Below are 12,916 nucleotides of genomic sequence, written 5' to 3' on the forward strand. Positions count from 1 at the left end.
AGGAGCAGGGTAAACCACGGCCGCGCGCGCGGCCACCGACGCCTCCCTGCGCTGGCCGCCGTAGTCAGTAGCGCGGGTCGGCGATGGCCGGTAGCACCAGCTCGCGCACGAAGCCTGAGGGTGACAGCTGCAGCAGTGCACGCACCATGGTCACCACGTCGTGCACGGGCACCAGCCCGCCTTCGCCGCGCGCTGCGGCGTCAGCCACCGGTACCGACAGTGCATCGTCGGTATTGAGATAGCCCAGCTGCAGGCTGGTGACCGCCAGGCGACGCTCGCGGAAGCCTTCGCGCAGCGCATCGGCGATGCCGTTGAGCGCGAACTTCGAAGCGCCGAAGGCCACTTCCGGGCGGCCGCTGCGCGGCAGTGCCGAGGTCGAACCGGTCAGCACCAGCTGTGGCCGTGCTGCATTCAATACACGGGGCAACAGGCGCTGCAGCAGCATCAGGGTGGCGGTGATGTTGACGTCGACCAGCTGCGCGAGCGCGGCATCGCTTTCATCGAGAAAGGCGTACTCGTCGCTGAAGGCCTTGTCTTCCCAGATGCCCAGGTTGTGGATCAGCACATCGATATCGGCCGGTGCCTGTGCTGCGATGTGGTCGGCAGCGTCGGTTGGCCGCGACAGGTCCGCTTCGATCCATTGCAGCTCGACGCCTTCGGGACAGGCGAGGTCGCGTGGGCGACCGCGCGAGACGCCGACGACGGTGTCGCCCGGGCCGCACAGGCCTTCGACGAATGCCCGACCGAGGCCCCTGCTGGCGCCGATGACCATCAACTTCATGTTGCTTCCTTGTATGCGGGAGTTGCAGCGACCGTCGCGGCGCCGGCCACTGTGGACGGCTAGCAGTGATTCGTCCATCGAACCACGCGTTGGCGTATGGGCCTGGTTCAGCGCGGCGACGCAGCTGCCGGAAGTGCGCGACAATCGCCATCGTCACCGACCGACGCTGGACCTGCGCATGCGCATGGACGAAACCGGATCCACTCCTGCCGAGATGCCGCTGCCGCAGGCGTGGCAGCAGGACCTGGCCGGCGCGCGTTTTGAGCGGCAGTCGATAGGTGTCTCACGCGCGGATGTTGCCCGCGTGCATCGGCCCGGGCAGGCCGATGCGTTCCTGAAATCGGAAGTGATCGATGCCTTCAGCGAACTGGGTGATGAGATCGCGCGCCTGCGCTGGTTGCAGGCACAGGGCCAGCCCGCACCGACGGTGATGGCCACTGCCGAAGAGGCGGGTCGGCGTTGGTTGCTGATGAGTGCGCTGCCGGGCCGCGACCTGGCCACGTCAGTGGATCTGCCACCGCAACAGGTGGTGGCGGTGTTGGCCGACGCATTGCGTGGACTGCATGCCTTGCCCGTGGCGACTTGTCCGTTCGACCAGCGGTTGGCATCGCGCCTCCATGCCGCGCAGGCACGCGTCGAAGCCGGTGTGGTCGACGCCGACGACTTCGACGACGAACGCCTGGGCCAGAGCGCGCAACAGGTCTTTGTCGAGCTTTGCGCGAGCCGGCCGGCGTATGAAGACCGGGTGGTCTGCCATGGCGATGCCTGCCTGCCCAACCTGATGGTGGCCGACGACCGCTTCAGCGGTTTCATCGATTGCGGACGCTTGGGCGTGGCCGACCGCTACCAGGACCTGGCATTGGCCGCGCGCAGCCTCGTGCACAATTTTGGTAACACGCGCTGGGTGGCACCGCTGTTCCAGCGTTACGGCGTGATCGCCGATGAGCGGCGTCTGGCGTTCTATCGGTTGCTCGACGAGTTCTTCTGAAGCGAGCGGGGGCTGAACGCCGGCCTGCCGGTGGCTTCGCGCGCACTATGAAATGGACGAACGTTCGTTCACTATTTGCGCCATGAGCCGAATCGACCGCAATGAGCAGCGCGTGACCCTGATCCTGCAGGCGGCCCTGCAGTGCTTCCTCGCCAAGGGGTTCCACCAGACCAGCATGCGCGACATCGCGCAGGCGGCCGGTGTCAGCCTGGGCAATCTCTACAACCACTTCCCGGGCAAGGAGGCGATCATCCTTGCGGTGGCCGTGGCCGAAAGCGAGGAACTGGCTCCGATGCTGCAGCGGCTGGCGGCGGCCGACGGCGAGCGCGCGCAGGTGCTGGCATTCCTGCAGGACTTCCACGCGTTGTGCCGGCAACCGGAGTGGGCAACGCTCGCGGTCGAGGTGCTGGCCGAGAGCGCACGCAACCCTGCCGTCGCCGAGGCCTTCGCGGCCAACCGCAGGCAGCTTCAACAGGTGTTGGGCGATGCGCTGCAGGGCATTGCGCGGCGCGAGCGGCGGCGCCCTGCGCTGGCCCCGGCATTGCAGGCGCAGGTGTTGCTGGATGCCATCGAAAGCGATGCGCTGCGCCAGGGCCTGGGTGAAGCCGGCAGCGTGGAGGAAGCTGCGCTGGACCTCGAACTGCTGGCACGGCTGCTGGGATCACGTGCATGAGCGCCGATGACCGGCGCCTGCACGGCCTGGATCTGGCACGCTACCTCGCGCTGGCCGGCATGGTGCTGGTCAACTTCCGCCTGGCGATGGCCGTGCCCGCAGAGGGTACGGGTGGGTTGGCAGGCTTCTTCCACCTGCTGGAAGGCAAGGCCTCGGCCACTTTCGTTACGCTGGCCGGGCTGGGCCTGGTGCTGGCCACGCAGCGGCAGGGATGGTGGTCGGCCAGCGTGCAGACCTGGCGACGCGCACTGTTCCTGCTGGTGCTGGGGCTGCTCAATCTGACACTGTTCCCAGCCGATATCCTGCACTACTACGCGGTGTACTTCGCACTGTCGGTGCTGTGGCTGCGTGCGTCGCCACGGCTGTTGCTGGCCAGCATCGTCGGCCTGGCCGCCGGTTCGTTCTGGGCGCTGCTGCAGTGGGACTACAGCGAAGGCTGGAACTGGCAGACGCTGGAGTATGCCGGCCTGTGGCAGTGGCCCGGCATGGCGCGCAACCTGTTGTTCAACGGCTTCCATCCGTTGCTGCCGTGGCTGTGCTTCTTCCTGCTGGGCATGCTGTTGGCGCGCCTGCCGTTGTCGCAGCCTCGGGTGCAGCGCGCACTGCTGGTGCTGGGCCTGCTGCTGATCGGGGCCGGGCATGGCGTGCAGCAGCTGGCGCAGGGAACGCCCTGGCAGCCGTGGCTGGGAACGCAGCCGATGCCGCCGGGACCGGCCTATGTGCTGACGGGTGCGGGAGCGGCCTGCAGTGTCATCGCGGCCTGCCTGTGGCTGGCGCGCCTACGCCCGGGTGAGTGGTTGGCACCGTTCACCACGGCCGGGCGAATGACCCTGACCCTGTACGTCGGGCATATCCTGCTGGGCATGGGCACGCTGGAAAGCCTGGGCCTGCTGGATGGCCGTGCCTCGCTCGCCTCGGTGCTGCTGTGGGCGCTGCTATTCCTGCTGCTGGCGACCGGGGCGGCGTGGCTGTGGTCATGGCAGTTCGCGCGCGGCCCTCTGGAAATGGCGATGCGGCGCATCGCGGGCTAGCCCTTGGGTCGTGACGCACGATGTTGTGACGGACATGTCTGTGTCGTAGCGAACGCATCTGCGATAGTAGCGACAGGTAATACTTTCCGTTTGCATCCATGTCATTCGCTTCGGCGCAGCATCTCGGCGAAGTCCTGCAGCAGTCCTATGCCATCACGGCGAACGCAGTGGTGCCGCGCCCGGTGGGCGCCGATGCCAGCGCCAGCGTGTATCGCGTCGATGCGCGGCGCGGGCAATGGTGGTTGAAGTGCCGCACCTACCAGGTCGATCCTGCAGTCTGGGACAGCCTGCACTGGCTGCGCGGCACGCTGGGGATCGAGGAGATCGTCGCGCCCTGGCCAGCGTTGACGGGAGGTGCGTCGGTGCAGCGCTGGGGGTTGCAGTTCACCTTGTTCCCCTACATCGAAGGGCAGTCCGGCTTCGAGGCGGCGCTGAGCCGCACGCAGTGGAAGCGGTTGGGCGACGTGCTGCGACGCCTGCACGCGGCGCAGCTGCCAGCGGAGCTGCAGCAGGCGTTGCCCATCGTGCGGCTGGAAACCGCCGCACTGGAAACGGTGGGACAGTGGCTGGTGGGTGAAGGGCTGGCGGTAGCGCAGGATGGGCTGGGCCGCGCATTCGCTTCGGTCTGGGATCAGCAGCATGCGCGCATCGCGGCGCTGCATGCGAGCGCGCTGGAGCTGCACGCTGCATTGAAGGATGCGCCGGTCGATCTGCACCTGTGCCACACCGACCTGCATGCCGGCAATCTACTGATGGGGAACGATGGCGGCCTGCATCTGATCGATTGGGATGGCCTGTCGCTGGCGCCACGCGAGCGCGACCTGATGTTCATCGGTGGCGCCGTGGGTGGGCGTTGGGGTCGCGAGAATCCGCTGGATTTCGCAGCAGGCTATGGCAACGACCTGGGCGATCCGCGCTGGATCGCGTGGTACCGGCACTGGCGCATCCTGCAGGACCTGATCGAGTTCCAGCAGGTCCTGCTGGGCAGTGATGGCGAGGAGCGTTCGCCGCAGCTGCGCCGGCAGTCGCTGCATTACCTGGGGGAGCAGTTTGCTCCGGGCAATGTGTTCGATGCGGCGGAGCGGGCGTATCGGGCGCTGTAAACGCACGTCACCCGTCATTGATGAGGCTTCGCGCTGCGCGCGATGAGTCGAGCATGGCTCGACTCTACAGGGGGACCTACTCGGCCGGTTTGGCTGCGGCGGAGGCGGCGGCACTGGCGGCGCGGCGTGACAGCACGGCTTCGCGATGGGCGATGTAGGCGTTGGCGGCAAGGATGATGCCGGCACCGGTGATGGTCCAGCGGTCCACGCTTTCGTTGAACAGCAGCCAGCCGAACAGCGTCACCAGCGGAAGTTGCAGGAAGCTGATCGGGGTCAGTGCCGAGACTTCGCCCAGGCGCAACGCGCGTGTCCACAACAGCTGGCCGATGGTGCCCAGCACGCCGGTGGCCAGCAGCCACAGCCAGGCGGTGCCGGTCGGCCAGACCCAGACGAACAGGGCCGGGACCAGCGACAGCGGCACCCAGAACACGTAGGTGTAGAGCACCACGGTGTCGGCGCTGTCGACGCGGGTGAGCTGCTTGATCTGGATCGCCACCAGCGAACTGAGCAGGGCGGCGGCCACCGCTACCAGGCTGCCGGCGGTGAAGCCAGCGGTACCCGGTCGCACGATCACCAGCACGCCGATGAAGCCGACCACCACCGCTGCCCAGCGACGCACGCGCACGGTTTCGCCCAACCACAGTACCGCCGCAATCGTGACGAACAGCGGGGTGGAGTAGGACAGGGAGACCGCCTGCGCCAGCGGCAGATGGCCCAGCGCCCAGAAGGCGCACAGCATCGAGCCCAGGCCGATCGCGCTGCGCAGGAAATAACGCGGCAACTGCTGGGTTTTCAGCGGCGCGTGGCCCGGGCGCAGCAGCATCGGCAACAGTGCGAGCAGGCCGAAGGCGTTGCGGAAGAAGGCCACTTCCTGGGTCGGCACGTAGCGGGTGGCATAGCGGATCGCCACCGCCATCAGGCCGAACGCCATCGTGCTGCCGAGCATCAGCAGCGCCGCCCGCATCGGGGTGGCGCCTGGGGAGAGGGTGGGGGTGTTCACCACTGTGCGCCGAGCAGGCGGGGCTCCGGTTCGATCGGCACGCCGAATTTCTCCAGCACCGAGGCCGAGATGCGGCGTGCCAATGCCAGCAGTTCAGCGCCAGTGGCGTTGCCGTGGTTGACCAGTACCAGCGCATGGCTCGGTGCCACCCCGGCATCGCCCTCGCGGAAACCCTTCCAGCCACAGGATTCGATCATCCAGGCGGCCGAGACCTTGCGCTTGCCTTCCTGGTCGGACGGGAACACCGGCAGATCCGGGAAATGCTGCAGCAGTACGTCGACCTGTTCCAGCGGCAACACCGGGTTCTTGAAGAAGCTGCCAGCGTTGCCGAGCACGTCGGGGTCGGGCAGCTTGCGGCGGCGGATCGCGATCACTGCATTGGCCACGTCCACCGCGCCGGGCAGTTCCACGCCCTGCGCCTGCAGTTCCTCGCGGATGCCGGCGTAGTCCATGCGCAGGTCATGCAGCAGCGGCAGCTTCAGCTCGATGGAGGTGATCAGGTAGCGGTCCATCTGCTGCTTGAAGACGCTGTCGCGGTAAGCGAAACCACACTGCTCGTTGTCCAGCCGCACCCAGGCCTGGTCATGGCAGTCCCAGGCTTCGACGGCCTGGATGAATTCTCCGACCTGCGCGCCATAGGCGCCGATGTTCTGGATCGGCGCGGCACCAGCGGTGCCTGGAATCAGCGCCAGGTTCTCCAGCCCGGACAGGCCTTCCTGCAGTGACCACATGACCAGGCCGTGCCAGGGCACGCCGGCACCGGCGCGGATCACCGCGTGGTCGGCGCGGTGTTCAAGGAAACTGATGTCACGGTTGCCGAACACCAGCACGGTGCCGGGCAGGTCTTCGGCGATCAGCACGTTGCTGCCGCTGCCCAGCACCAGCAGCGGGCCGTTGGCTACCTCGGGCAGCGCCAGCACGTCCGGTAGCAGTGCGGGATCGTGCAGTTCCAGCAGCTGTGCGGCGCTGGCCTGCACGTGGAAGGTGTTCAGCGCCTGCAGCGGCGCATTGCGGGTGAGCGTCCAGCGCAGCGGTGCGGCGCCGTCGGTGGTGTCCATGGGCGCGCTCACAGCGGCGCCACCGCGCCACGGCTGGGCGCTTCGCGGCGGCGACGGATCGCCTCCACGCACTCGGAGACCAGCGCCGGGCCGCGGAAGATCAGGCCGCTGTAGCACTGCACCAGCGCGGCACCGGCGGCCATCTTGGCCACTGCATCGGCGCCGGACAGGATGCCGCCGACACCGACCAGCGGTACCGACTCGGGCAGGCGCGCGCGCAGGCGGCGCAGCACCAGCGTGGACTGCTCCAGCACCGGTGCGCCGGACAGGCCGCCGGCTTCGTTGGCCAACGGGTCGCCGGCCACCTTGCTGTGGTCGACGGTGGTGTTGGTGGCGATCACGCCGTCCACCTTCAGTTCGCCCAGCACGCGCGCAGCGGCATCGATGTCACGCTCGCTCAGGTCCGGCGCCACCTTCACCAGCATCGGCACGCGGCGGCCGTGCTGTGCGGCCAGTGCCTCCTGGCGGTCGCGCAGCTGGCTGACCAGCTGGCGCAGCGCGGTTTCCTCCTGCAGTTCACGCAGGCCGGCGGTGTTGGGCGAGGAGATGTTGACGGTGATGTAGTCCGCCAACGGGTACACCTTGTCCAGGCAGGCGATGTAGTCATCCACGGCCTGTTCGTTGGGGGTGTCCTTGTTCTTGCCGATGTTGATGCCGAGCAGGCCACGGCGGTTGCGCGCGCGCTCGACGTTGCGCACCAGCGCATCCACGCCCGCATTGTTGAAGCCCATGCGGTTGATGATCGCGTTGTGTTCCGGCAGGCGGAACAGGCGCGGCTGTGGATTGCCGGCCTGCGGGCGCGGGGTGATGGTGCCGATCTCGACGAAGCCGAAGCCGAGTGCGAACAGCGCATCGATGTGCTCGCCGTTCTTGTCCAGGCCGGCGGCCAGGCCAACCGGATTGGGGAAGGTCAGCCCGAACACGGTGCTCGGCATCGGCGCGATGCGGGCGGCCAGCAGCGGCGTGGTGCCGATGCGATAGGCCAGGTCCAGTGCGGACAGGCCGAGGCCGTGGGCGCGCTCGGCGTCGAGCGAGAACAGGAAGGGGCGGGCAAGCGAATACATGCGTCGGTTCAGTCCAGCGTGCCGAGGAAGGCTCGGGTTTGATATTCAAAAGCGACCTGGCCGTCGACCGCGTGGGCGGCGAACAGGTCCTGCAGGGCATCGATCATCGGCGCGTGGCGCGGATGACCGGGTTGCGGTGCGTAGGAAGAAGACAACAGGCGACCGCGCAGGGCGTCCAGGTCCAGGTACTGCACGTTCGGCAGCTGCACCATGCCGCGCAGCCCAGTGCCGAACCAGGCCTGCATGGTGGCGTCGTCCTGGTAGCGTTCGGCCACCGCGCTGTAGTCGGTGCCGTAGTCCAGCAGCAGCTGCTCGTAGCCGACCAGGAACGGGCTGGCGTCAAGCAGGCGCGAGTTCCAGTAGATCAGTGCCTGGCCGCCCGGGCGCAGGATGCGCTGCCACTCGGCGCGCACCGCCACGGTGTCGAACCAGTGGAAGGCCTGCGCGACGCTCACCAGATCGATGCTGGCATCGTCCAGGCCGGTCGCTTCGGCGCGGCCGTCGACCGCACGGAACTGCGGATACTGCGGTGCCAGCCATGCTTCGGCGGCGCCGCGCATGGCCGCATTCGGCTCAACGGCAACCACCGGATGGCCGGTGGCCAGGAACAGGCGGCTGGAGATGCCGGTGCCGGCGCCGATGTCGGCCACCAGCGCCTGATGGCTGACGCCCATCGGGCCGTGCAGCCATTGCAGCAGCGCGGGCGGGTAATCGGGCCGGTAGCGGACGTAGTCGGCGACGCGGCTGCTGAAGCGTTCAGTGCTGTCGGAGGCGGTCATGGCGGTCAGCTCGATACAGCGGCGAGCCAGGCCAGGCCGCCGAAGAACAGGATGAAGACCAGGATCGCGGCGATCACCGCGCCGACCATCACCCAGCCCAGCACCAGCCCGGTGACGGCCAGGCCGTCACCTTCAAGTTCAAGCGGGCGGCGGCGGATTTCGGCGCGGGCCATGTGGCCGGTGACGATGGCGACGATGCTGGCCACGAAGGGCAGGACGGTCCAGCTGGCGATGCCCATGACCAGGCTGACCACGGCCAGGGCGCTTGTCTGTCGGGGTGCCACGCTCATCGGGGTCCTCCTTGGCAGTGTGCACATGATAGTGCCTATGCCCGGGCAATCCCATGCCCGGTGAATCCAAGGGCGCCAACCAAGGTTGGCCGCTACGGCAGAAGTCGACCTTGGTCGACGAAAGGCATTCCAGCCAGGTAGGCGTCGACCTTGGTCGACGAAAGGCATGCCAACCAAGGTTGGCAGCTACCGGGATGCCGGTGTCAGCCCATCAGCACCTGGCCGCCATCCACGTTGAGCACGCTGCCGGTGATCCAGCGTGCCAGTGGCGAGCACAGGAACAGCGCGGCATCGGCGATCTCGCGCGGATGGCCGAAGCGGCCGAACGGAATCTTCGCCAGGGTGCCGTGGTACAGCGCGGGATCTTCGCTGCGGCGGCGGTCCCACAGGCCGTCGTCGAACTCGATCGAGCCGGGCGCGATGGCATTGACCCGGATCCGGTCCTTGGCCAGCGCCAACGCCTGCGAGGTGGTGTAGTGCGAGAGCGCAGCCTTGGCCGCAGCATAGGGCGCGCCACCGGGGCGCGGCTGCTGCGCGGCAATCGAAGACAGATTGAGGATGCAGGCGTCGTCGGACATGCGCAGCCACGGCAAGGCCAGCCGCGAGGCCCGCACCGCCGCCATCAGGTCCACCTGCAGGCTGGCCGCCCATCCGTCCTCGTCGTCGGCCATGCCGTAGCCGGTGGCATTGTTGACCAGCACGTCGATGCCACCGAGTGCGTCGGCGGCGGCCTGCAGCCAGCCCTGGATCTGACCGGTGTCGGCCAGGTCGGCGGCGAACGTGTGCAGCGCGACGCCCTGTGCGGTTGCATCGGCGCGCAGCGCGTCCAGGCCGGACTGGCCGCGGGCGCAGACCGAAACCTGCGCACCGGCGCCGGCAAACGCCAGCGCCATTTCACGGCCGATGCCCTTGCTGCCACCGGCGATCAGCACGCGGCGGCCGCTGTAATCAAGGATCGGAGCCCCTGCGGGGATCCGATCCGGTGCCGAGGGTGCGGCGTTGTCCATCACAGGTCGAACTTGATGCCCTGGGCCAGCGGCAGCGAATCCGAATAGTTGATGGTGTTGGTCTGGCGGCGCATGTAGACCTTCCACGCATCCGAGCCGGACTCGCGGCCACCGCCGGTGTCCTTCTCGCCACCGAAGGCGCCGCCGATTTCCGCACCGGACGTGCCGATGTTGATGTTGGCGATGCCGCAGTCGCTGCCGGCGGCCGACAGGAACTTCTCGGCGGTCTTCAGGTTGGTGGTGAAGATCGACGACGACAGGCCCTGCGGCACGCCGTTCTGCATGTCGATGGCTTCGTCGAGGCTGTCGTACGGCATCACGTACAGGATCGGCGCGAAGGTCTCATGCTGGACCACGGCGTCGCTGTTCTTCAGGCCGGAGACAATCGCCGGCAGGACGAAGTTGCCGGCGCGGTCGATGCGGGTGCCACCGGTTTCGATGGTGCCGCCGGCGGCCTTGGCCTGGGCGATGGCATCGAGGAACTGCTGCACGGCGCCGTCGCTGTTCAGCGGGCCCATCAGGTTGGCGGCGTCGGTCGGGTCGCCGATCTTGCCTTCGACCTGCTTGTAGGCCTTCACCAGCGTGGCCAGTACGTCGGCGTAGATCGAGCGATGCACGATCAGGCGGCGGGTAGTGGTGCAGCGCTGGCCGGCGGTACCGACCGCACCGAACACGATGCCCGGCACGGCCAGCTTCAGGTCGGCGGTTTCGTCCAGGATGATGGCGTTGTTGCCGCCCAGCTCCAGCAGGCAGCGGCCAAGGCGGCGCGCGACCTTCTCGTTGACCGTGCGGCCGACCTGGGTCGAGCCGGTGAAGCTGATCAGCGGCACGCGACGGTCATCGACCATCTTTTCCGACAGCGCGGTACCGGCATCGTTGATCAGGAAGAAGATGTCCGGGAAGCCGGCCTCGCGCAGCGCGTCGTTGCAGATCTTCAGCGAGGCGATGGCGGTCAGCGGGGTCTTGTTGGACGGCTTCCAGATGCACACGTCGCCACAGATGGCGGCCAGGAACGAATTCCAGCTCCACACCGCGACCGGGAAGTTGAAGGCCGAGATGATGCCGACCAGGCCCAGCGGGTGGTACTGCTCGTACATGCGGTGGCCGGGGCGCTCGGAATGCATGGTGTAGCCGTACAGCATGCGACTCTGGCCGACGGCGAAATCGGCAATGTCGATCATCTCCTGCACTTCGCCATCGCCTTCCGGCTTGCTCTTGCCCATTTCCAGGGCCACCAGCGAACCGAGGGCATCCTTGTGCTTGCGCAGCGCTTCGCCGCACAGGCGCACGGCTTCGCCGCGGCGCGGCGCCGGGGTGGTGCGCCAGATCTTGAAGGCTTCCTGGGCACGGGCGACGACGGTGTCGTACTCGGCCTCGGTGGTGGCGCGGACCTGCGCGATCGGCTCGCCGGTGGTCGGGTTGACCGGGGTGATCAGCTCACCGCTGGTCGCGCTCGACCATTCCCCGTTGCCCAGGTACGTGCCAGCGTTGATCGCGTCCAGGCCAAGGGACTTGAGCAGCTCGGAAGACATGCAGACTCCTGTGTTTCGTTACGTTGTTTGGCGCCATCGCGGGCAGGTGGGGGACGCGATGAACTGAATCGCCGATGGTAGCAGAGCGGCCCATGCGGCCATGGTGCAACGCGCCAGCGCAGCCGGGTTGGAACATGAATGCTTGGAGGGCAGGGTGTGTTGCCTGTAAACTTCCCGGCTGCATGGCCCCGTAGCTCAGCTGGATAGAGCGTCCCCCTCCTAAGGGGAAGGTCGCCCGTTCGAATCGGGCCGGGGTCACCAGAATCAATGGTTTAGAAGGCTGTGGCGCTATGTGCTTTCCACAGCTCCCCGCATATGCGGAGAATTGAACCATTCGCCGCCAGAATGAACCTCGTTTACCTGCGCGCCAGCGCGCTATCAGGTGCCTGTATCGCGGCCGAGCGTGCCAACCTGATCAACCCGCGCGGTTCCTGCAGTGTGGGCGCGGCCTGACCGGCTGAAACGTTCGACCGTGTAGTAGGAGGCCGCCGCGCAGAGGGCTGCCGCGCCGGATCCGATGAGCATGCTGCTCCAGCCCGCAATGTCCTGCCCGCGCAGCCAATACATGATTGGGAAATGCCAGAGGTAGATGCCATAGGACAGCTTTCCGACCCATACCAGTGGGGTCCAGCAAAGGGCACGCACGTGGTGGGCCCCCAGGACAAGCAATGCCGCGCCGATCTCTGCCATGGCCATCCATGATGTGAGGGCCGCCATTTCCTTCACGTGAGCCTGGGTCACGGCGATCCCAAGCAGCAGCGCACCCATTGGAGCGGCTGCCTTGGGTAGGGACGGGTTCCACAGGCCAGCTGCGGCGCCGAGCAGGATCCCTGACAGCCGGGTGTCGAACCGGTAGTAGGGCTGATACCAGGCGTCGTCGTTCAGCGCCACGTGCCAACGCCAGAGTGTGGCTGCCATTGCCAGGAGGAAAACGGCGGGTGCCCACCAGTGCCTTGGCAGCCGGAACACCACCATCAGCACCATCGGCCACACCAGGTAGAAGTGTTCCTCAACGGACAGGCTCCAGGTGTGCTGCAGGTACCACGGCACCCGCCAGAGGGCGAAGCCATAGTCGGAGAGATAGAGCCCGGCAACAGCTGCGTCACGCAGGTGGTTGGCATGTTCCGGGAACACCCATGGCGCCGCGGCCAGATATACGGCCAGTAGTAGTAGAAGGGCTGGGTAGAGCCGGCGCAGGCGGCGCACGTAGAAGGTGCCAATGCGCAGCGATCCTGTCTCTACGTGCTGCTCGGCAAGGATGCGCGTGATCAAGTAGCCGGACAGGACGAAGAAGACGTCCACGCCGAAGAAGCCGCCGAATCCACCGAACAATCGCGCGTGGAAGGCCAGCACAAGCGCTACAGCGATTGCTCGCAGGCCGTCCAGCGCAGGGTTGTATCGCATGGACTCCCCTCCATGGCATCGAAGCTTATTGTGCCACTGGCCGCCACCCGGATCCTTCCTATGGCTGGAAGATAACCGTTGGTTCCGATCCGGTCACGCGCGTCCCGCAGGATGATCGTACTGAGCCATGCAAGCCTCTTCTAAAGAGCGAGGTCGCCCATTCGAATCGGGCCGGCGTGACCACCTGCACGGCTGCTTTCGCACTC

Annotated in this window: 13 protein-coding genes and 1 tRNA gene; 5 read left to right on the forward strand and 9 right to left on the reverse strand. The window is 67.1% G+C overall.

Going from position 1 to position 12,916, the window contains the following annotated elements:
• Window positions 1-64: 64 nt before the first annotated feature.
• On the reverse strand, window positions 65-781 hold the full coding sequence (locus tag VN11_RS09525; protein WP_053449561.1) for an SDR family NAD(P)-dependent oxidoreductase: 717 nt from the start codon (window positions 779-781) through the stop codon (window positions 65-67).
• A gap of 214 nt (window positions 782-995) precedes the next feature.
• Between VN11_RS09525 and VN11_RS09530 the strand changes: the two genes are divergently transcribed.
• From VN11_RS09530 to VN11_RS09545, 4 genes are all read left to right on the forward strand, one after another.
• On the forward strand, window positions 996-1,769 hold the full coding sequence (locus VN11_RS09530; protein WP_238581887.1) for an APH(3')-II family aminoglycoside O-phosphotransferase: 774 nt from the start codon (window positions 996-998) through the stop codon (window positions 1,767-1,769).
• Between the two features lie 82 nt (window positions 1,770-1,851).
• Window positions 1,852-2,442: a TetR/AcrR family transcriptional regulator gene (locus tag VN11_RS09535; RefSeq protein WP_053449562.1), complete on the forward strand. Its 591-nt coding sequence runs from the start codon at window positions 1,852-1,854 to the stop codon at window positions 2,440-2,442.
• Window positions 2,439-3,473 (forward strand): heparan-alpha-glucosaminide N-acetyltransferase domain-containing protein, encoded by a 1,035-nt coding sequence (locus tag VN11_RS09540; RefSeq protein ID WP_053449563.1) that lies wholly within the window; start codon window positions 2,439-2,441, stop codon window positions 3,471-3,473. Before VN11_RS09535 ends, VN11_RS09540 begins: the two co-directional genes overlap by 4 nt.
• Window positions 3,474-3,571: 98 nt before the next feature.
• Window positions 3,572-4,576: an aminoglycoside phosphotransferase family protein gene (locus VN11_RS09545; protein WP_053449564.1), complete on the forward strand. Its 1,005-nt coding sequence runs from the start codon at window positions 3,572-3,574 to the stop codon at window positions 4,574-4,576.
• A 76-nt stretch (window positions 4,577-4,652) separates the two neighbouring features.
• Here VN11_RS09545 and VN11_RS09550 read toward each other — a convergent pair whose 3' ends face one another.
• The 7 genes from VN11_RS09550 to amaB form a co-directional block, all read right to left on the reverse strand.
• Window positions 4,653-5,540 (reverse strand): DMT family transporter, encoded by an 888-nt coding sequence (locus tag VN11_RS09550; RefSeq protein ID WP_053449565.1) that lies wholly within the window; start codon window positions 5,538-5,540, stop codon window positions 4,653-4,655.
• A gap of 32 nt (window positions 5,541-5,572) precedes the next feature.
• A complete protein-coding gene (gene murB / locus VN11_RS09555) occupies window positions 5,573-6,634 on the reverse strand; it encodes a UDP-N-acetylmuramate dehydrogenase (RefSeq protein ID WP_053449566.1) in 1,062 nt (353 codons plus the stop codon).
• 8 nt (window positions 6,635-6,642) lie between these two features.
• Window positions 6,643-7,698: a quinone-dependent dihydroorotate dehydrogenase gene (locus VN11_RS09560; protein WP_053449567.1), complete on the reverse strand. Its 1,056-nt coding sequence runs from the start codon at window positions 7,696-7,698 to the stop codon at window positions 6,643-6,645.
• 8 nt (window positions 7,699-7,706) lie between these two features.
• Window positions 7,707-8,477 (reverse strand): class I SAM-dependent methyltransferase, encoded by a 771-nt coding sequence (locus tag VN11_RS09565; RefSeq protein ID WP_053449568.1) that lies wholly within the window; start codon window positions 8,475-8,477, stop codon window positions 7,707-7,709.
• 5 nt (window positions 8,478-8,482) lie between these two features.
• Complete coding sequence (locus VN11_RS09570; protein ID WP_053449569.1) at window positions 8,483-8,767, reverse strand: DUF4190 domain-containing protein; 285 nt, start codon at window positions 8,765-8,767, stop codon at window positions 8,483-8,485.
• Between the two features lie 203 nt (window positions 8,768-8,970).
• Complete coding sequence (locus tag VN11_RS09575; protein ID WP_053449570.1) at window positions 8,971-9,774, reverse strand: SDR family NAD(P)-dependent oxidoreductase; 804 nt, start codon at window positions 9,772-9,774, stop codon at window positions 8,971-8,973.
• Complete coding sequence (amaB, locus tag VN11_RS09580) at window positions 9,774-11,306, reverse strand: L-piperidine-6-carboxylate dehydrogenase (protein ID WP_049457223.1); 1,533 nt, start codon at window positions 11,304-11,306, stop codon at window positions 9,774-9,776. The genes VN11_RS09575 and amaB overlap by 1 nt, the downstream gene beginning before the upstream one ends.
• A 184-nt stretch (window positions 11,307-11,490) precedes the next feature.
• On the opposite strand from amaB, the gene VN11_RS09585 reads away from it, so the two are divergent.
• Window positions 11,491-11,567 (forward strand) — tRNA-Arg (locus VN11_RS09585).
• 117 nt (window positions 11,568-11,684) lie between these two features.
• On the opposite strand, the gene VN11_RS09590 is transcribed toward VN11_RS09585, so the two are convergent.
• Window positions 11,685-12,710 carry an acyltransferase family protein gene (locus tag VN11_RS09590; protein WP_053449571.1) on the reverse strand — a complete coding sequence of 342 codons (1,026 nt, stop codon included), beginning with the start codon at window positions 12,708-12,710 and terminating at the stop codon, window positions 11,685-11,687.
• Window positions 12,711-12,916 lie beyond the last annotated feature (206 nt).

This window comes from Stenotrophomonas maltophilia, from assembly GCF_001274595.1.
Lineage (GTDB): Bacteria > Pseudomonadota > Gammaproteobacteria > Xanthomonadales > Xanthomonadaceae > Stenotrophomonas > Stenotrophomonas forensis.

What these genes read in the sequence shown, in the direction of transcription:
- VN11_RS09525 (WP_053449561.1), bottom strand. Translation starts at nt 781, where the DNA reads ATGAAGTTGATGGTCATCGGCGCCAGCAGGGGCCTCGGTCGGGCATTC.
- VN11_RS09530 (WP_238581887.1), top strand. Translation starts at nt 996, where the DNA reads ATGCCGCTGCCGCAGGCGTGGCAGCAGGACCTGGCCGGCGCGCGTTTT.
- VN11_RS09535 (WP_053449562.1), top strand. Translation starts at nt 1,852, where the DNA reads ATGAGCCGAATCGACCGCAATGAGCAGCGCGTGACCCTGATCCTGCAG.
- VN11_RS09540 (WP_053449563.1), top strand. Translation starts at nt 2,439, where the DNA reads ATGAGCGCCGATGACCGGCGCCTGCACGGCCTGGATCTGGCACGCTAC.
- VN11_RS09545 (WP_053449564.1), top strand. Translation starts at nt 3,572, where the DNA reads ATGTCATTCGCTTCGGCGCAGCATCTCGGCGAAGTCCTGCAGCAGTCC.
- VN11_RS09550 (WP_053449565.1), bottom strand. Translation starts at nt 5,540, where the DNA reads ATGCGGGCGGCGCTGCTGATGCTCGGCAGCACGATGGCGTTCGGCCTG.
- murB (WP_053449566.1), bottom strand. Translation starts at nt 6,634, where the DNA reads ATGGACACCACCGACGGCGCCGCACCGCTGCGCTGGACGCTCACCCGC.
- VN11_RS09560 (WP_053449567.1), bottom strand. Translation starts at nt 7,698, where the DNA reads ATGTATTCGCTTGCCCGCCCCTTCCTGTTCTCGCTCGACGCCGAGCGC.
- VN11_RS09565 (WP_053449568.1), bottom strand. Translation starts at nt 8,477, where the DNA reads ATGACCGCCTCCGACAGCACTGAACGCTTCAGCAGCCGCGTCGCCGAC.
- VN11_RS09570 (WP_053449569.1), bottom strand. Translation starts at nt 8,767, where the DNA reads ATGAGCGTGGCACCCCGACAGACAAGCGCCCTGGCCGTGGTCAGCCTG.
- VN11_RS09575 (WP_053449570.1), bottom strand. Translation starts at nt 9,774, where the DNA reads ATGGACAACGCCGCACCCTCGGCACCGGATCGGATCCCCGCAGGGGCT.
- amaB (WP_049457223.1), bottom strand. Translation starts at nt 11,306, where the DNA reads ATGTCTTCCGAGCTGCTCAAGTCCCTTGGCCTGGACGCGATCAACGCT.
- VN11_RS09590 (WP_053449571.1), bottom strand. Translation starts at nt 12,710, where the DNA reads ATGCGATACAACCCTGCGCTGGACGGCCTGCGAGCAATCGCTGTAGCG.